General features: G+C 72.4%; 13 protein-coding genes. 3 read left to right on the plus strand and 10 right to left on the minus strand.

Annotated elements, in window-relative coordinates:
• The first annotated feature begins 17 nt into the window (after positions 1-17).
• Positions 18-917, plus strand: a complete 900-nt coding sequence (locus EKG83_RS15240; protein ID WP_033433212.1) for an NAD-dependent epimerase/dehydratase family protein — start codon at positions 18-20, stop codon at positions 915-917.
• Between the two features lie 584 nt (positions 918-1,501).
• Here EKG83_RS15240 and EKG83_RS15245 read toward each other — a convergent pair.
• Complete coding sequence (locus EKG83_RS15245) at positions 1,502-1,807, minus strand: cupin domain-containing protein (RefSeq protein ID WP_051766425.1); 306 nt, start codon at positions 1,805-1,807, stop codon at positions 1,502-1,504.
• A complete protein-coding gene (locus tag EKG83_RS15250) occupies positions 1,764-2,351 on the minus strand; it encodes a TetR/AcrR family transcriptional regulator (RefSeq protein ID WP_033433210.1) in 588 nt (195 codons plus the stop codon). Before EKG83_RS15250 ends, EKG83_RS15245 begins: the two co-directional genes overlap by 44 nt.
• On the opposite strand from EKG83_RS15250, the gene EKG83_RS15255 reads away from it, so the two are divergent.
• Complete coding sequence (locus EKG83_RS15255; RefSeq protein WP_228122624.1) at positions 2,350-3,186, plus strand: oxidoreductase; 837 nt, start codon at positions 2,350-2,352, stop codon at positions 3,184-3,186. The two genes, EKG83_RS15250 and EKG83_RS15255, sit on opposite strands and share 2 nt — an antisense overlap.
• Positions 3,187-3,194: 8 nt before the next feature.
• Here the strand turns inward: EKG83_RS15255 and EKG83_RS15260 are convergent, their stop codons facing one another.
• Positions 3,195-3,593 (minus strand): hypothetical protein, encoded by a 399-nt coding sequence (locus EKG83_RS15260; RefSeq protein WP_033433208.1) that lies wholly within the window; start codon positions 3,591-3,593, stop codon positions 3,195-3,197.
• A gap of 305 nt (positions 3,594-3,898) precedes the next feature.
• Between EKG83_RS15260 and EKG83_RS15265 the strand changes: the two genes are divergently transcribed.
• Positions 3,899-6,025 (plus strand): tetratricopeptide repeat protein, encoded by a 2,127-nt coding sequence (locus EKG83_RS15265; RefSeq protein WP_194283022.1) that lies wholly within the window; start codon positions 3,899-3,901, stop codon positions 6,023-6,025.
• A 28-nt stretch (positions 6,026-6,053) separates the two neighbouring features.
• On the opposite strand, the gene EKG83_RS15270 is transcribed toward EKG83_RS15265, so the two are convergent.
• The 7 genes from EKG83_RS15270 to EKG83_RS15300 form a co-directional block, all read right to left on the minus strand.
• The gene (locus EKG83_RS15270) at positions 6,054-7,151 is read right to left on the minus strand and encodes a HesA/MoeB/ThiF family protein (protein ID WP_033433207.1); all 1,098 of its coding nucleotides are present in this window, start codon (positions 7,149-7,151) and stop codon (positions 6,054-6,056) included.
• Positions 7,152-7,764: 613 nt separating this feature from the next.
• The gene (locus tag EKG83_RS15275; RefSeq protein ID WP_033433206.1) at positions 7,765-9,255 is read right to left on the minus strand and encodes a TRAFAC clade GTPase domain-containing protein; all 1,491 of its coding nucleotides are present in this window, start codon (positions 9,253-9,255) and stop codon (positions 7,765-7,767) included.
• Complete coding sequence (locus EKG83_RS15280; protein ID WP_033433205.1) at positions 9,252-10,049, minus strand: P-loop NTPase family protein; 798 nt, start codon at positions 10,047-10,049, stop codon at positions 9,252-9,254. Before EKG83_RS15280 ends, EKG83_RS15275 begins: the two co-directional genes overlap by 4 nt.
• Before the next feature lie 230 nt (positions 10,050-10,279).
• Positions 10,280-12,829 carry a hypothetical protein gene (locus EKG83_RS15285; protein WP_153278127.1) on the minus strand — a complete coding sequence of 850 codons (2,550 nt, stop codon included), beginning with the start codon at positions 12,827-12,829 and terminating at the stop codon, positions 10,280-10,282.
• Position 12,830: 1 nt separating this feature from the next.
• A complete protein-coding gene (locus tag EKG83_RS15290; RefSeq protein ID WP_051766423.1) occupies positions 12,831-14,360 on the minus strand; it encodes an Hsp70 family protein in 1,530 nt (509 codons plus the stop codon).
• A complete protein-coding gene (locus EKG83_RS15295) occupies positions 14,344-16,161 on the minus strand; it encodes an SPFH domain-containing protein (RefSeq protein ID WP_051766422.1) in 1,818 nt (605 codons plus the stop codon). The genes EKG83_RS15290 and EKG83_RS15295 overlap by 17 nt, the downstream gene beginning before the upstream one ends.
• Entirely contained in the window at positions 16,154-17,788 is a 1,635-nt protein-coding gene (locus tag EKG83_RS15300; protein ID WP_084716802.1) for a protein kinase domain-containing protein, read from the minus strand. Before EKG83_RS15300 ends, EKG83_RS15295 begins: the two co-directional genes overlap by 8 nt.
• Between the last annotated feature and the right edge of the window lie 27 nt (positions 17,789-17,815).

Raw genomic sequence — 17,815 nt, forward strand, 5'->3', positions numbered from 1 at the left:
CCACGGAGCCGGAACCAATGCAGATCCTCGTCACGGGCGCCACCGGCTACGCCGGCCGCCGCGTCTCCGCCGCCCTCGCCCGCGCCGGGCACACCGTCCTCGGCCTCACCCGCGACCCGTCGACCGCCCAGGACCTGGTCGTCGACGAGGTCATGCCCGTCGCGGGCGACCTCGCCGAGCCGGACACCTGGCGCCCCCACCTCGACGGCACCGACGCCGTCGTGCACCTGGTCATGGACCTCGACGACCCGGCGGGCATCGACCGCGGGCTGTTCGCCGAGATCGCCGAGGCCGAGAAGCGGGACGGCCGACGACGCCACCTCGTCTACACGACCGGCATCTCCGCCTACGGCCGCACGGGCGTGGCCCTCATGGACGAGAACACGCCGGGCAACCCGGAGAGCCCGATCGGGTTCCGGTTCGCGCTGGAGGGCGAGCTCGCGGCGAGCGGCCTGGCGCACACGGTCGTGCGTCCCGGCTTCATGTACGGCGGCACGGCCACCACCTCCATGACCGCGCAGTGGTTCGCCGCGGCCGAGGCGGGCACGCCCGTGTTCTACGGTGACACCACCAAGCGGTGGAGCTGGGTGCACGTCGACGACCTCGCCGAAGCCTACGTGCGCGTCCTCGACCGCGAGCCCGCCGGCGAGGTGTTCGTGATCGCCGACGACCAGCGCCTGACCGCGCTGGACGTGCAACGGGTCGCCGTCCGGGCGGCGGGCTTCACCGGTGAGATCCGGCTGGAGCCCGCGGAGGCGGGTGGGATCATGCAGGTGGCAGCGGACCAGGACGAGCTCGTGTCCAGTGCCAAGGCGCACCGGCTGCTCGGCTGGCGGCCGAGGCACGTCTCGTTCACCGACGATCCCGGAAAGCACTACCGGGCCTGGGACAGCGGTCGACGACGCGTTCGCGGGTGAGGAACGCGACTCCTCGCGTCATCGCCACCACGCGTCCGGGTCGCCGGGAAAACCTGTTGGAGGCGTTGAATTGTCGGGCGCGGTGTTCCGCCGTTGGACGCAGGGATCGTCGAGTGCTCGGGAACCGCTCTGGGGCTTGTTGACCTGCACGACGACGTCGTACCGGTGGTGATTGATCCGGTTCTCCGTCGAGTGGACGACGACAACGACGGTGGGGTGGAAACGTTACGCGCGGTTCACCCCGCCGTCCGTACTGCTGGTCGAGCGGCTTGTCTGTACTCGTTGGTGAGACCGTCGAGGATGAGGGTGCGGAGCACTCCGCGGGTGTCGAGCTCGTGTACCGCGATCGGGTGTTGCCGAGTCTCGGGTGGTGGTTGGTCGCGGGCCTGGTGGTGTCGATGACCCGTTCGCCGTGGCGTTCATCCGGGGCGTCTGTGGTGCGCTGGTGGAGGGTGTCTGAAAGCCTGTGTGGAGGGTTTGTCGAGGCGGTGGAGCAGGATCATGGCGCGGCAGCCGGTGGGCCGGCGCGTTGGCGATCTCCCGCCGGGAGTGCGGAGCACGAGAAGCAACCATCACCGTTCGTCTCAGCGGAAGTTGCCAACCTGCTCGTCAAGCGACACGGTCCCCTCCACGACGACGTCGCCCGTGTGCGCGGTCGTCACGGTCTCGATGAGCACGACGTGCATTTCGTCGTCGGCAATCGGGTTGTGCTGCACGCCTCGGGGTACCACGTAGAACTGCCCGGGCGTCAGCACGACCTCCTCGTCGTGCGCGTGCCAGACCAGTTGGCCGAGGAGCTTCGCGACCTTGACGTACTGGTCGTTGACCCGCCCGACGACCCAGCGTTCACGGCCGCGCAGCCTTCCGGGAGATGCCGGCGATCGCCGCATCGGCGATGCGATTCCGCGTCGCCGGGGCGACCCCCGCCTTCGCGAGTGCCTCCAGGCCGCGATGCGTGGCGACGACCAGGCCGCCGAGCGCCTCCGCGTCGGCCTCCGGGTCGACGAGCCCGGCGCGCTGGGCCTGCTCGACGAGCCGGCGACAGCTGTCCAGCAGGGTCTCGTAGGCCGCCAGCGACCGCGCGGCGACCGCGTCGTTCTCGGATGCCAACTCCGCGGTGCCCTTCGCGAGCAGGCAGCCGTACCGGTTGGTGATCTCCGGTGAGTGCAGCCACGCCCGGAGCCGGATGAGGGCTTCGTCCTCGGGTCCGTCGACCAGGGCTGCGGCCATCGCGTCCGATCCGGCGCAGTAGTCGTCGAACACCCGCTGGAAGAGCGCCTGCTTGTCGCCGAACGCCGCGTACAGGCTGCCCTTGCTCAGCCCGGTCGCCCGTGACAGGTCGTCGACGGAGGTGCCGTGATAGCCGGTCTCGGTGAACCGCTGCCGAGCGGCATCCAGCACGTCGGCTTCAACGAACTTCCGCGGCCTGGCCATGCGCCCAGCGTACGTCGTTCTGGACGATCGGTCCAGAACGTGTATTCTGGACCGTATGTTCAAAACTCCTGCCTCTTCCGATCCCTCCGAGTTCGCCGGCAAGCGGGTGATCGTCACCGGTGGCTCCCGCGGCATCGGGGCGGCGATCGTCCAGCGGTTCCTCGACGGCGGTGCGAGCGTCGTCACCACGGCACGCAGCGCCACCGACGAGACGCCGAAGGGCGCCACCTTCATCCCGGGCGACATCAGCACCCTCGCCGGCGTCCAGGCATTCACCGCGGCGGCGCTCGGTGAACTCGGCGGCGTCGACATCGTCGTCAACAACGCCGCTGCCGCCCGCGCCCACCTCGGGGGCATCTCGTCGATCCCCGACGAGGAGTGGGTCGACGCCCTCGACATCAACTACCTGTCCGCCGTGCGGGTCACGGGTGCGCTCCTGCCGGCTCTGCGCGAATCCGGTGCCGGCGGCGTCGTGGTCAACATCTCCTCCGGGGCGGCCGTCCTGCCGGCGGCACCGTTGGCCCACTACGCCGCCGCGAAGGCCGCGCTCAACGCCTACGGCAAGGCGCTCGCCGCCGAGCTCGCCCCGGTCGGCATCCGCGTCGCCACCGTCATGCCCGGCAACGTCCTCACCCCCGGCGCCGACGCGATCCGCCAGACCTTCGCCGACGCCATGGGCGTTCCCCTGGAGGCCACCACGTCAGCCGTCCCCCTCGGCCGACCGGGAGACCCGCGCGACATCGCCGAAGCGGTCGCCTACCTCGCCTCCGACCGCGCCCAGTGGGTCACCGGGGCGAACCTCGTCGTCGACGGCGGCGAACTGCCCGTCTTCTGACCGCGGAGTCAGTGCGTCACTGACGCACTTCTCGCCCGGCGGCGCGAAGCCCGAACCGCGCCGCCGGGCGCAGCACGCGGGCACTCCTCGGGCGGATGACCCGCGAAAGGCAACCCGTGGACACCGCACCCTCGCCCTCGACCGGTCGGCTCGCCGGCCGTCGGGCAGGGGGAAGCGAGCCGAACAACCAAGTCGACGTGCCACCGGTCCCCGAACGCGGTGGCCGGCTCGGCCATCGCATCGACCACGTTGATCACCACCAACGGGTGCAGCCGCGCCCGCTTCGCCGACGCCACCGAGAACGTGCACAGGTCGGCGTACCGCACCGGGGCGTCGGCACGCGTTCCGGCCAACCCCTGCTCGAAGAGGTCGATCGCGTCGTCGAGCGCCCCGGGATCGCGGACCACCGGGGCGTCACCAAAATCCTGGTGGTAGCGCGCCGGCGACGTGCATCTGTTTCACGGCCACGTCGTTCCCGCGTTGATGCGGTGACCAGGTCACCGGATCACCGCCCGGCATGCAGACGACCTTCCTGCCGCGATGGCCCGCGACTGCCCACGACTCGTATGCCCCATCCGTGTGGGTAATGGAAGCTGTAAGTGGGCGGCGGAGGCTGGTTGCCCTCGGCTCGTCCGCAGTTGGGGTGACGCAAATGAGCTGGGCGGGTGGCATACCGGCTTTGCGGGCGCTTTCTGCGAGAGACTTGGAACTCATGGTCGATGGTGTCAGCAACGACATGGGCGGCACGGTCCACGGAGTGTCGGTCCAGGCAGGCCGAATCGATCAAGTGGTGTTGCCGCCCGCTCCGGAAGCCGTGGTGGTGCCGCGACAGTTGCCGGCCGTGGTTCCCGATTTCTGCGGGCGCAGTGCCCATGTCGCCGCTCTCGACGCCCTGCTGGCGGAGTCGGAGGGAAATACCGGCGGGGCGGTGGTCGTGGCGTTGAACGGTTCGGCTGGAGTGGGGAAGTCGACGTTGGCGGTGTGGTGGGCGCACCGTGTCCAGGACCGTTTTCCAGGCGGCACGTTGTTCGTGAACCTGCGCGGCTACGGCCCGAGCGCCCCGTTGGCCCCGCAGGTCGTGCTGACGGACTTCCTCACCGCGCTCGGTGTCGCGGAGCGGCGGGTGCCCGAGGGCGTGGAGGCGCAAGGCGCGTTGTTCCGGTCGTTGGTGACGGAGCGGCGAGTGCTGGTGGTGTTGGACAACGCCGGGTCCGCCGAGCAGGTGCGTCCGTTGTTGCCCGGTGCGGCGGGGTCTCTGGCGTTGGTGACCAGTCGGGGTGCGCTGTCGGAGCTGGTGGTGCTGGAGGCGGTCCGGCGGGTGGCGGTGGACGTGTTCGAGACCGCGGACGCCGTGCGTTTGGTGGAGGGGGTGGTGGGTGGGCCTCGGACCGCCGCGGAGCCCGATGCGGTGGGGGAGTTGGCGGAGGTGTGCGCGCTGTTGCCGTTGGCGGTGCGGGTGGCGGCGACGCGGGTGGCCTCGCGTCCGTTCCTGTCGGTGGCCGACGTGGTGGAGGAGATCCGGGAGGAGCAGCGGGGTCTGATCGGGGCGGGCGGGTCGTGGCGGGGGTTGGGTGCGGTGAGGTCGGTGTTCGACTGGTCCTACGCCCGGCTCGACCCGGTGCATGCGCGGGTGTTCAGGTTGGTGGGGTTGCACCCGGTGCCGGAGTTCGGGGTGCATGCCGTTGCCGCGCTGGCCGCGCTGGATTCTCGTTCCGCGATCCACGTGCTGGAGGAGCTGGCGGAGCAGCACCTCGTCGAGCCGGTGGCCCGTCGTCGGTACCGGATGCACGACCTGTTGCACGACTATGCCGCGTTGCGCGCCGATCTGGACGAGACCTCGGGAGGGCGGGAGGAGGCGGTGACGCGCCTGGTGGGGTGGTATGCCGGTGTCGCGGTGGCGGCGGACCGGTGGCTGTTCCCGCGGGCGGCTTCGGTGCCGATGCCGGTGGAGGCGCGAGATGTCTCGGCGCTCGTGGCGGACCGGGAGCAGGCGGTGGGCTGGTTGCGCCGGGAGCGGGCGGTGCTGTCGGCGGTGCAGCGGATGGCTGCGGAGCGGGATCTGTACCCGGTGGTGGTGGCGTTGGGTGTGGCATCGCGTCATCTGTGGTCGGGCCCGCGGGCGTGGTGGCCAGAGGGTGTGGAGGCGGTGTCGCGGGGTGTGGACGCCGCGGTGGCGTCGGGGGACGTCCCGGCCGAGATGCTGCTGCGGGATCTGAAGGGGCACAGTCACCGGGGCGCCGGGGAGTTCGAGGCGGCCGAGGCGGAGTACCGGGTCGTGCAGGGTGTGGCGGAGCGCTCGGGGAACCACGACTGGCACCGGTGGGCGTTGTCGGGGCTGGGGAGCCTGCGGCGGGTGCAGGGACGTCCGGAGGAGGCCGATGGGTTCTACCGGGCCTCGTGCGAGATCGCCGTACGGGTGGGCGACGAGGTGGCCGAGGCGATGGTGCGGGGCAACCTGTCCGAGGTCGCCGTGGCGCGCGGTAGGTTCGACGAGGCGTTGGACTACGCGCGACGGGCCTGGGAATGGCGCAGCCGCAACGGCGATGTGCTGACGATCGCATACGGTCGGCACCAGTTGGCGGTGGCGTGGCAGGGGCTGGGCGGGCACGACACGGCGGTCGAACTGTGGGAGCGGGTCGTGGACGTCTACGCCACGCACGAGGACAGGAAACCACAGCTGGCTTCGGTGCTGGAGGCGATGGCCGGGTCGCTGACGGCCACCGGCCGGCCGGACGCCGCCGCGGACCGGTTGCGGCGGGCCGCCGGGATCCTGTCGGATCTCGGTGACCCGCGCGCCGGTCATCTCGTGCGCCGGGCTGACGACCTTTCTGCCGGCTGACCCCTCGGGGCCGTGGCGGAGCGGTGGTTCAGGCCGCGGCGGGGCCGCAGGCGGGGCAATCCGGGTCCGGTGCCTCGCAGTCGTCTTCGGCGTGCCGCAGGGTGACCAGGTTGTAGGTGACCCACCGGGTGGCCTGGAGCCGGGGGATGCCGGTGATCAGGCTCATCACGGCGTGCGCGGACAACAGCCCGGCGATCCCGGCCGACACTGCGTTCACCGCGTGCACCCCGTCCTCCCAGGCGTCACCGGGCCGGAATGCGACCGGGGTGGCAGTACGCGCCTGCGCGGCAGGGCGTGCGCACTCCCGGCACCGGCCGTGGCCGGGCACGAACACGCCGACGCTCACCCGGGGCCCGCGGTAGCCGCCGTCGACCCAGGCGGTACCGGTGGCCAGGCACGCCCGGTTGGTCCACGACCGGATCGCGCGCGGGGTGTCGGCGCCCATCAGCAGTACGTCGCATCCGGTCGCCAACCGCCGCAACACCCCGGTCCCGTCCACGGTGGTCCGTTCGCCGGTTATCTCCACATCGCTGTTGTGCCGCCGCAACGCCTCGATGGCGGCGTCGACCTTGGGGCGGCCCAGGTCGTGCTCGGTGTAGAGGACCTGCCGGTTGAGGTTGGACAACTCCACCACGTCCGGTTCGACCAGGTGCAGCGCGCCGATCCCGGATTGGGCCAGGGCGAGCGCGGCCGCGCTGCCGACCCCGCCGACACCGACCACCGTGACCCGCGCTCGCCGCAGCGCCAGCTGCGCGTGCCAGCTCGTGGTCCGCGGTGCCGTGTCCATCGACCGCCACAACGCCCGGCCCCGGCCGTACCGTTCGAGGTCGGCGTCGGTCAGGCCCTCGGGGGCCGGTTCGTCCGCGTCCTCCAGGTAACCGGCGGCGGCCAGCGTGTCGATGGCCGCGCGGACCGTGTCGGGCGGCTCGTCGGGGTGGTGGTGGACCAGGTCGGCGACCGCCTGGCCCACTGTGCGGGACCCGTCGAGAAGGACGAGCAGCGCCCACACCGTGCCGTCCGGGTCCGGGATCGTCGCGGCGACCCCCGGCAGGGCACCGCCGATCCGCACGTGGCCGTCGCCGAGGCGGACCGGCCGGTGCTCGTATTTGATGCGCGGACGCAACATCACACTTCTCCTCGTCACCGGTGTCAGCCGTTCGGGTCGCTGTTGCTGTCGGTGCCGCCGAACTCCTGCGTCACCGGGATCAAAATGATGATCATGTCCTCACCTCCGTCCTTGCCGGTCGAGGTGGAACAGGGCGGGGAAGGGCAGGCACGGACGCGGCGGCCGCGCGTCGTCTGCTGGTGGGACGTGGAACCGGAGCGGGTTCACCCTGGTCCTCCTCTCCTGTGGCGGCCGGCGGATGGCCGGTCGAGAAGAGGATGCGGCGCACCCCGGGACAGGACCGGGGACGGCCGGCGGGTCAGGACCGGGACAACGACTCGCCCGAACGGGTGGTCTCGTGTCCGCTGGGCGGGGTGGGCTCCACAGCACCCGGGACGAACACACGCCGGCCACGGAACCGAGGTTTCGACCGGGTCCCCGACGACCAGCGCCGACGGTCCGGGAACACCGCTCCTACCGGGGAGTCCTGCGGCGGGAACGCGGGCGGCGCCCGGGCGGCGACCTCGTCGTCAGAAGAGGGCGGTGCAGGCGAGGGCCAGCAGGCCGATCGTGGCCAGAGCGGACAGGAGCAGGAGGACGCGGGCCACAGCGCGGCCACGGTTGGTCGACGAGGTCATGGGGTGGTTCCTGTCAGCAGCCAACGGATGGGAGCGGCCGGGTCGTCGTGGGGGGTGGCGGAGGTGGCGAGGTAGGTGACCACGAAGTAGCGGACGTGGGGGAAGTGGTGTTCCGCGGAGTGGACGAGGTCGGCATGGCCGTGGGCGATGAGCCACGCGCGGACCGCGGCGGGGCGGTCCGGCGGGTCGGTGGCGTAGGGATGGGTGTGCCCGGAGAGGGTGTCACCCTTGGTGACGACGACGGCGATACGGCGCGGTGTGGCCGTGTCGTGCTCGCTGAGGGTCTCGGTGAGCAGGTCGAGGACCGCCTTGGGGTCGGTGCCGGACGGGCGGGAGGTGGCGAGGACGTCAGGGGCGGCGCGGGCGCGGACGGCGGGAAGGGCGAGCGGGTCGACGACGAGGATCACGCCGTCGCTGAGGGCGAGGAAGGCGGAGTCGGCGATGAGGTCGGCGTCCTGCGCGATCTCCCCCGCCGCGTCGTAGAGGTGCAGGAGCCGGTTGCGCACCCGCAGGGTGTGCGAGACCGGTTGGCCCACCGGCGTGCGCGGCGGGAACGCGCCCTCGGCGAGCAGGGCGTCGGTTTCGGCCAGTCTGCTGTCGGTGAACGGGTCCGCGGGGACGGCGTCGTGACCGGACCTCATGCGGGCGACCGCGGTGTGCAGGAACACCGACTTCCCGGCGCCGGTGCCGCCGACGACCGGGACGTGACGCGTGGGCGTGATCTGGGTCGGGGCGGGAAGGGGGGCGTCGCAGTCGCCACAGCGCGGGGAGAGACCGCGTTTGCCGGTGAGCAGCAGTGTCGGCAGGTCCTGGCCGCAGCGGCAGGTGCGGAGGAACAGGCCCTGTGCGCCCGGGATGAGCGCGTGGTGCTCGCGACCGCAGGGGCAGACGAACACCGGGCGGGCGAGTCGGGCGTGGCAGCGGGGGCACTCCGTCGTGATCCCCCTCAGTGCCAGGGAAAGCGCTTCGAACAGGTACAACGTGCCGCAGAGGAATCGGAAACCCGTGACCGCGGCGGTGAGGAGGACCAGCTGCACCACCCAGGTGGTGGTCAGCAGGACGAGCGCGAGGGCGTGGCCGATGGCGAACCCGGTGCGCACGGTGAGCGCGAGGAACGGCATCGTGGACGAGCGCGTGATGACCGGGGATTCCCGGATCGGGCGCACCCGCCGCAGCCCGTCGCCCGCGAAGCCCTCGTCGACCCGGCTCGGTCGGCGCTGGTAGAGCGCCACGAAGCAGGCCACGCCGAGGTGCCGGTGGTCGCGCAGGGCCGGGCCGGACAGGTACCGCCGGTCGGCGGGATCGGGCAGGGTGTCCAGCGCGAGGTGCGCGGTGTCCGCCCGGGCGGCGAGGCAGTCGAGCGCTTCCCGGGTGACGGCGATCAGCGCCAACACCAGGCTGAGCGCGACCGCCGCGGCGAGGACCGGTCCGGTGATCACGACCACGAACACGGCCAGCAGCAGGTAGAGGACGAGTCGGACGATCACGAGGTCGTCCCCTCGCCGCCCCGGAAGCTCCGCATCGCACCGAACCCGGCGAGCAGCCACAGCAGCGGGTCCTCCACCCGGTAGGCCACCGGTTCCCTCCTGCCGTCCGCGCGGTCGCCGAGCGCGGTCGCGGCGAAGTAGCGGTGGTGGCGGAACGCGGTGCGGACACCGCGGATGAGGTCCGTCCTGTTCCAGTGGCCGAGCCAGGCGGTGGTCTCGTGGTGGACGTCCACGCTGTCGGACACCGCGTGGCCGCCTGTCCGCGGGACGGGCCGCAGCAGCGGCGACCCGGGGTCGACCATGTCCCACACGGTGTCCAGTTTGGTCAGCACCACGGCCAGAGGCAGGTCGATCGGGCAGTGGGGGCGCAGGCCGCGTGCCGCGCGGACGGCGTCGGCCAGTCGGGTGATCCCCGCGTCGCCGGGCACGGCTCCGGGTTCGACGGCCAGGACGAGGCCGTCGGCGTGCGCCGGGTTCGCCGCGGCCGCGTCGGCGCTGTCGTAGAACGCGATCACCACGGCCCGGGCCCGCGATCGGACGCGCAGGCTGACCAGCAGCGGCTCGGGCCCCGTGGCGCGGTGCAGGACTGTTTCGGCGACCAGCACACGGTCCCGCTCGTGCCGCAGCCTGCTCTTCTCGCCGAGCACGTCGAGGGACATGCCGGGGAAGCGGTCGTCCAGGTGCCCTTTCGCGACCCGCCGGACGACCGACGCCAACCACGTGCTCTTACCGGAGCCCGCCGCCCCGACCACGGCGACCACCCTGGGGTGGCCCTCGATGTACTCGCGCGGCACGGCCTGCCCGCACGCCGGGCAGACCCGACGGGCCTGCGGAGCCCGCCCGTGCGGGCACCTGCCTCCGCGCGCGGCGGAGACCGGGAACGGGATCGCGCTCTCGCCGCAGCGCGAGGAGCACCGCCTCAGGTACGCCTTCCCCGGCGTCCGGGTGTGGCAGTAGGGGCAGGCCGGGACACGCCGGGTCAAGACGCCCCGGAGCGGAGCAGGCACAGCGGTCTCCTCTCGGGTCAGGGCACGACCAGGAGGTGGGGGGCGGGATGGGCGAGCGCTACGGTCTCGTCCAGGGAGAACGCGCGGAGGAACACCGGCCGCGGTAGTGGGCGCGGCACCCGGATGCGGACGGGCCCGGGCGGGCCGGGGGCGGGCAGCCGCAGGATCTCGACGCCGTCCTCGGGGACCAGCGGACGTGATCCGGACTTGGCGACGACCGCGATGTCGGGGGTGGGCTCCGGACCGTGCACGGCCAGCAGCAGGTGGTCCCGGCGCCACCAGGCCGCGCGCCGGACGCTGTAGCGCACCTCGCGCAGCCGGATCGAGCACACCGTGGCCATGGGCCCGAACCGGCCGGAGTCCGCGACCGACACCCCGAACCAGTGCGCGCCGGGCAGGGTCGCGGTGATCCGCGCGCCGCGGCCCGCGTACGCGGACCTGCTGATCTCGACCGCGGTGGCCTGCGGGTCCAGCGGCCCGGTGGGCGGCCCGTCCACCCGCCAGAGCACCCGCGCGTCGGTGGCCCACATCGGCCACTGCCACGACAGCACCACCTGGGGGCCGAATCGCCTGGCGTGCAGGCCGGTGACCGGTTCCAGTGGCGGAGCCACCCGTGTCGCCGGGCCGATGGCGGCGAGCGGGCCGGACACCGTGACCGGCACGAGCACCCGCTGCCCCGCCAGGGCCGCCAGCGGGACCGACGCCCGGCCCGTGTCGCTGACCGCGACCACCCGGCCCGCGACCACCGCGTCGGCGGCGCGGAGGACCTGGGGCGCGGGTGCGACCCCGTCGGGTGGGACGCGGATCACCAGCGGAGTGGAGCTCTGCCTGGTCCAGGTCAACTCCACGGTGTCGCCCGAGAGGCCGGCCCGCAGGTCGGTGACCTGGCGCGGCTCCCCCGGGCACTCGCCGTGGACCGTCAAGCCCGCGCTGTCCTCGGGTGTGCCGGCCCGGCCGGGGTAGCGGGCGCGCACGAGGTAGCGGTACTGCACACCGGGCACCGCGGCGGTGTCGTCGAACCCGGTCCCGTCGGTCGTGGCGGTCTGCGCGGTGTCGCCCGACGGCGCGGTCCTGGTCACCGACGCGCCGACCGCCCCGGGGGGCAACCGCCAGCGGCCGTGCACCGACAGCATCGTCGACTCGACCACCAGGTCCAGCACCTCGGGCGCCGGCACGATCTCCCTGCTGTGCGCCACCCCGCCGGGGACGCCGTTGCGCAGGGTCTGCACCGTGTACGACGTCGGCACACCGAAGGGCGGCACGTCCGTCAGCGCCAGGGCGTCGGTGTCGTGGGCGATCACCGTCCCGCCCCGGCTGACCCGGTAGGTCAGGCGGCCCGCGGTCGATGTCGACCGCGGCCACGTGACGACGACGGCGTCGTGGTGCGCCCGCACGGACACCTCGGCGGGTGCCGCGGCCGGACAGCGGCGCAGGCCCGACGTGATCGCGGGGTCCGTCAGCTCCCGGTCCACCGCCAGGTAGCGGGCGGCCGCGTCCTCCGGCGCGGTGTCCTCCAGTTCGCGGGCGGCCGCGAGATCGGCGGTCAACCGGTCCACGGTCGCGGCCAGCGCGTCGCGGACGCGCTCCCAGTCCCCGGTCAGCCGCCTGCTCGTCAGCACCAGGAGCGCGGCGTGCAGCCTGCCGTCCGCGATGGCCTGCCGGTAGTCGGACTCCCAGTCGGATGGGTGCGTGTGCCGGCACCAGACGGCGTAGGCGAGGGTGTCGGGGTCGCGGGGGAGGCCGCTCGCGACGCGCCGTTGCGCGTCGGCCGCCGCGAGGAAGCTGACCTCCTGGTAGCCCAGAAGCACGGCCACCGACAGCTCGGTGAGGAACTCGTGGCGCAGCAGCGCGCTCAGTCCGTCGGGTTCGTCCAGCGCTTGTTCGACGAACTTGAGCACCGTCAGCTCGGCCTCGACATCGGCTCCTCGTCCGGTCCGCAGGTGTGCGCGCCTGCGTCGGAGCGCGTCCGCGTGGACGTCCGGGCCGCCCGAAGCCAGTTCTCGGGTCAGGTACTCCCACAGGCTGGGGATCCCGAGGTCGGCCAGCGCGGCGGTGATCCGGCGCGACCGGGGCGTGTCCGGCGTGATGTCGAGGCTCGCGGGTTCGCGCTCGGCCGCCCGGTGCTGTTCGAGCGCGGCCAGGACGTCCGGACGGCTCCAGCGGCCCGCGGACTGCCGGACGAGGGCTGCGACGGCGGCGGCGGGCATACCCGGCGCGGACTGCAGGAACTGGTCGACCGCCTTGGCGAGGGCGGTGCGTTCCGCCGCCACGGCGGTCCGGTGCGCCGACCGCCGGCCGGGATCGCCCAGCACCCGCGCGGCGGTCCGGCGCCCGCGCCTCAGGCGGTCCACGGCCTGGGTGTGCTCGCGCAGTTCGGGGGTGCCCCACAGCGCCGGAACGGCGGTCAGCGCCGAGTCGACCTCGTCGGCGGTGCAGTCGGTGGGCAGCCGGTAGACCCGGAACAGGTTCCGGTGGGGCGACCACCCCGTCTCGACCGGCGTGATGACGTCGGCGAGGTAGGCGCGGGCGTCGGTGTCGCGGAGCCCGGGAAGGTCCTTCTCGGCCATGTCACCGCCGCAGGCCCGGTAGCGGCGCGACGGCGTCGGTGCCGCCGCCGCGGACCTGGGTCTCGATCCGCAGCCGTGCACCGTTGGCCGCGCGGGCGTCGATTCGCAGCACGCCGTCGGCGCCGAGGGAGAAGTCGAGCTCGATCGGGTCGCCGCGCCTGCCGTCCCGGGGGAGCCCTTCCATGGTGCGCTCGTCGAGCCGGAGGTGGTCGGCCTCGTCGTCGGAGAGCACGTCGGTCGTGGACTCGTACACGGCGACCCGCATCGCGGTCTGCCCGTCGCGCACGGTGCACAGGGTGTGCCGTCCGCTGGTGGGCAGCGGGGTGTTCGGGGCGATGATCCAGTGCACCGCGCTGCCCAGGGAGGGGCGACCGGCGTCGCGCACGATCAGCACGCCGTAGCCCTTGGACGTCACGTCCACGACCTTCCGCGGCTCGCCCGCGGCGACCTGGGCGGCGCCCCTGGCGACCACCAGTTCCGCGTCGGCCGCGAGCCGCGGCGCCGGCAGGTGCGGGAACGTCTCCCGGAGCCTCCTGGCCACGGCGGGCGTCCGTGACATCCCGCCGACCAGGAGGACGTCGTCGATCGTCGGCACCCCGGCGGCGCGGGCCTGGTCGAGGAGGTCGCCGGTGAAGTCGAGGGTGCGGTCGAGCAGGTCGGAGGTGGCCTTTTCGTAGTCGCTGCGGGAGATGACCATGCGGTGCACGCGGCCCCGCGTGGTTCGCAGGCTCAGCACCTGCTCGGTGGAGGTCGACAGCGCGACCTTCACCGCCTGGACCTGCCCGAGCAGACCTGCCATCAGGCGCGGAGATGTCCGGGGGTCCTCCTCCTCGTCGGAGAAGTCGCCCAGCTGGTCGAGGACGAGGTCGACGAGCACCCGGTCCCAGTCGGCGCCGCCGAGCCGGGCGTCCCCGCCGGTCGCCACGACCCGGACCTCGTCGGGGAACATGAGCACGACGGTGACGTCGAAGGTGCCGCCGCCGAGGTCGTAGACGAGGACCGCCCGACCGGCCGGGGTGGCGCGCAGGCCGCTGGCCAGCGCCGCCGCGGTCGGTTCGTTGACCAGGTCGAGCACGTCCAGCCCGGCGGTGCGGGCCGCCTCGCGGGTGCGTGCCCGCTCCGCGGTCCCGAAGTAGGCGGGCACCGTGACCACGACGCGGGCCAGCGGACCGTCGGCGGGCACCGCGGTGCCGAGCGCCTCCAGCGCGTCCTCGACGGCCTGCCGCAGGATCAGGGCCGAGATCTGCTCGGGCCGCAGGTGCCCGCCGGGGACCGCGACGGTGTAGTCGCCGCCGATCTCGCGCTTGATCTCGGTGATCACCCGCCCCGGCTCGTGCACGCGCTGGTCGAGCGCGAGCCCACCGACCGCCGCGGTGCCGTCCGCGGCGAGGTACACCGCCGACGGGGTGGTCGCGCCGCCCTCCCGGTTGGTCAGCACCCGGGCCTCCCCGGTGCCGTCCACCACGCAGACGCACGTGGTGGTCGTGCCGAGATCGATGCCCAGGCGGGGAAGATCAGCGCCGGTCGTCATGCTCCTCCTCCTTCCGGTCGTAGGTCTCGGTGAGCTGCGCCGGCTGTGGCTGCACGTCCGCGGTGTCGAGCACCCACAGGGGAATCTGCCCGGCGCGCTGGGAGACGCTGCGGACCCGTCTGGGAAGGTCGAGGATCCCGGGGTCGCCCGACGCGACGAAGACCTGGGGGACCTGGCGGCTCGCGTCGATCCTGGCCATCCGCTCCGCGGCGACCTGGTCACGGCCCAGGATGCGGACGTCCTCCTCGAGTTCCGCCGACCGCTTCATCTTCTCCTGCTTGATGCTCTCCCTCCGCAGGTCCGTCTCCACCGCCGCGTTGGTCAGCTGCTGGCCGAGCTGCCTGCTCTGCTGCCGCAGCTTCGCGATGTGCCGGAACTCCTCGTTCATCTCGTCGGACTGGAACTTGATCGCGCCGATGGTGGTCAGCCGGGGGGAGACGTTCTGCTCCCGCAGCGCCTGTTCGACCAGGGTCTTCAGCTCGGCGCGGACCTGGTTCTGGTCGCTGATGAACTCCTCGATGAGGTGGCTGTTGGACACCTCGTTGAAGTAGCCCTTGACGACCACCCCGAGCAGGCGGGTGACCAGCCGCTGCACCGCGGCCGACTTGCGCACGCCCGCGGTGCCGTGCGCCTCGTCGTCCTCGCCGAACCGCTTGACCAGGTGCGGCGCGGTCTCCGGCGGGATGACGAAGGTCTGGGTCAGCTCGACCGAGACGTGGAACCCGTCCAGCGTCACCTCGATCAGGTCCAGTTCGGAGTCGTAGCGGTCGGCGCTGACGTCCTTGCGGCCCCAGGAGAGGATCAGCTCCCGTGAGGGGATTCGCACCACGCGGGCGAAGAACGGGTTGATCGCGTAGGTGGAGCCGCCCGGGAGCACCTCCGACTGCGGCCCGAACTGCCCGCCGTTGGCCAGGAAGATCCAGGGGAACTGGAAGCTCTCGTGGCCCTCGATCTTCGGCGCGGGCTCGGCGGCGTCGACCGGGTGCAGCCCTTCGGTGACGATGACGACACCGGTCTCCTCGCTCTCCACCGACACCAGGCGCAGGTCCTCAGGCTCCAGGTAGTGGTGGGACAGCGGGACCGTCTCCAGGTCCATCTGGTTCTCGGTGAGGACGTTGAACATGTCGGTGTTGATGGCGTAGTAGCTCCCGCCGGGGAGCAGCGCCTGTTGCGGGCCTTGCTGTCCGCCGTCGTTGAGGAACTTCACGCCGTCCTGGAAGTAGTTGCAGTCGACGTGCTGGGCGAGGGTGTGGCCGTAGGGCATGATCCCGCCCACCTTGGCCACCACCACGCCGATGGTCCGCAGCGGGACGTAGGTGCGTTTGACGATCCGCACCTCGAAGACGGTGGGGTGGATGGCGTACTGGCCGCCGCTCTGCAGGACCTCGATCTGCGGTCCCTGCTGACCGCCCTGGTCGAGGAACGCCTTGAAGTCCTGGAAGTGGTCGCAGGGGACGTGCCGGGCGATGGGCTGTCCGTGTTCGAGCGGACCGCCCATCCTGGCGTGCACGATCCCGATCGAGTCCACCGGAATGCTGATCAGGTCCTGGACGTCCACCCGGTGGAGCCAGTGTGGACGGAAGTAGATGCGACCGCCGCGCAGCAACTCGCTCTGCCGGTTCACCGCCCCGGCGAGCGACTCGGCGAGCCGGAACGAGCTGTACTTCCGGGTCACGATGACGAACTTGCCCAGCGGGACGTCCACGATCGACCGCTTGACCTGCTGCACGACCAGGACGAGGAAGCCCAGTCCGGCCAGGATGGCGAGCCCCGACAGCACGAAGCCGATGATGTCACCCACTGCGCCGCTCCTCGCTGATCCGGTCGTGCACCGCGGTGACCGTCATGCTCCAGTTGTCGTACCAGCCGTATGACCGCTTGGGTGGACGCAGCGTCGGGAAGAATCCGGGGACGTCCCCGCGGTCGGCCACCCATGTCTCGTAGTCGTCCGATATGGCGCCATCACGGCTCCACCCGAAGGCGCGGGACAGGGTGAACATCCTGTTCCGCGAGTTCTCCGGCAGCAGCGCCCGTTGGGCGCGGAAACCGTGCCTGCCGCCGGTTTCCCGCTGCCACACCTCGGCGAGCTCGCGCAGGAACGCCGTGCCGACGTAATTGACGTGGGACCGGGTCATCCAGCCCTCGTCCGACCGGCCGGCGGCCGCCAGCAGCATGTCGGTGGTCAGCCGGTCGGCCGCGACGAGATCGCCCGCCCGCAACGCGGTGCGCACCGCCGCGACGAGCGCGGCCGTGCGGTCCACCGGGCTGGTGGCGTCGTGCGTCGGCTGCTCCGTGCGCACCAGGGCGCGCAACCGCGCGAGGTGGTCGGGACCGGGCAGCGCGTTGGCCCGCGCGTCCAGGAAGGCGTCCGGCTGCCGCGGACCGGCGACGACGATCCGCCGGACGGGGATGTTGCGCCGTTCCGCGGCGAGCCGCATGTCGACGGCCTCCGGTGAGGGCCGGTCGGTGACCAGGGTCAGCAGCACGCCCGCGCCGTTGAGGGTGTCCGGAACGGAGGAGATCCGCACGGTGAAGCCGTTGTCCACCAGGAGCTTCCGCAGTCGGGCCTGGTAACCGCCCGGGGATGCGCCGCAGATCACCACGGACGCGGCCACCGATTCCAGCTCGGTGGCCACCTCGTCGGCGTCCGGCCGGTCCCGCGCCTGCTTGGACAGGGCCAGCCCCACCATCTCGCGCACTTCGCCCGGTACCGCGCGCAGGTCCGGATCGGCGCCGAGGATGGCGGGGATGACCTCGCCCGCCGCGCCGTCGCCGAACGGCCCCTGCCCGGTCGCGGCGTAGAAGACCACACAACCCCACGCGAAGACGTCGGACTTCACCGACGCGGTGCCGCCTCCTTTGACCAGTTCCGGAGCCTGGTAGGGCAGGGTTCCCATCACCTTCCCGGTGCTGGTCAGTCGGCCGATGTCGGCGACGGTGGTCGCGATGCCGAAGTCGATCAGCACGGCGCGGGTCGAGCCGACCATCACGTTGGAGGGCTTGAGATCGCGGTGGACCAGCCCTTCCCGGTGGATGTCGCGCAGCGCCCGCGCGGTGTCGCGGGCGAGCGAGACGACGCGTTCGGCGGGCAGGCCCCTCCCGGGCATCGCCAACCGGTCGAGCGACTGTCCCCGGACCACCTCCGTGGCCACGTAGAGCGGGTCGCCCACCACTTGCCGGTCGACCACGGCGGCGGTGTACTCCGAGCGCACCGCCTGCGCCGCGGCGATCTCCTGGGTGAACCGCTTGCGGTACACGGGATCCGCGGCGTGCGACGAGTGGATGACCTTGACGGCCACCTGTTCCCCGGACGACTCCGCCAGGTACACCGTTCCCATCCCGCCCGATCCCAGCCTGCCCAGAACCCGGTAGGGTCCCAAGCGCCTCGGATCACCGGGCCTCAGCCCCCCGAACTGCTCAATGACCATTCGTCACCTTTCCGGCACACGAACGCC

The organism is Saccharothrix syringae (assembly GCF_009498035.1).
GTDB classification, from domain to species: domain Bacteria; phylum Actinomycetota; class Actinomycetes; order Mycobacteriales; family Pseudonocardiaceae; genus Actinosynnema; species Actinosynnema syringae.

What these genes read in the sequence shown, in the direction of transcription:
- EKG83_RS15265 (WP_194283022.1), top strand. Translation starts at nt 3,899, where the DNA reads ATGGTCGATGGTGTCAGCAACGACATGGGCGGCACGGTCCACGGAGTG.
- EKG83_RS15285 (WP_153278127.1), bottom strand. Translation starts at nt 12,829, where the DNA reads ATGGCCGAGAAGGACCTTCCCGGGCTCCGCGACACCGACGCCCGCGCC.
- EKG83_RS15270 (WP_033433207.1), bottom strand. Translation starts at nt 7,151, where the DNA reads ATGTTGCGTCCGCGCATCAAATACGAGCACCGGCCGGTCCGCCTCGGC.
- EKG83_RS15250 (WP_033433210.1), bottom strand. Translation starts at nt 2,351, where the DNA reads ATGGCCAGGCCGCGGAAGTTCGTTGAAGCCGACGTGCTGGATGCCGCT.
- EKG83_RS15290 (WP_051766423.1), bottom strand. Translation starts at nt 14,360, where the DNA reads ATGACGACCGGCGCTGATCTTCCCCGCCTGGGCATCGATCTCGGCACG.
- EKG83_RS15300 (WP_084716802.1), bottom strand. Translation starts at nt 17,788, where the DNA reads ATGGTCATTGAGCAGTTCGGGGGGCTGAGGCCCGGTGATCCGAGGCGC.
- EKG83_RS15240 (WP_033433212.1), top strand. Translation starts at nt 18, where the DNA reads ATGCAGATCCTCGTCACGGGCGCCACCGGCTACGCCGGCCGCCGCGTC.
- EKG83_RS15245 (WP_051766425.1), bottom strand. Translation starts at nt 1,807, where the DNA reads ATGCGGCGATCGCCGGCATCTCCCGGAAGGCTGCGCGGCCGTGAACGC.
- EKG83_RS15255 (WP_228122624.1), top strand. Translation starts at nt 2,350, where the DNA reads ATGCGCCCAGCGTACGTCGTTCTGGACGATCGGTCCAGAACGTGTATT.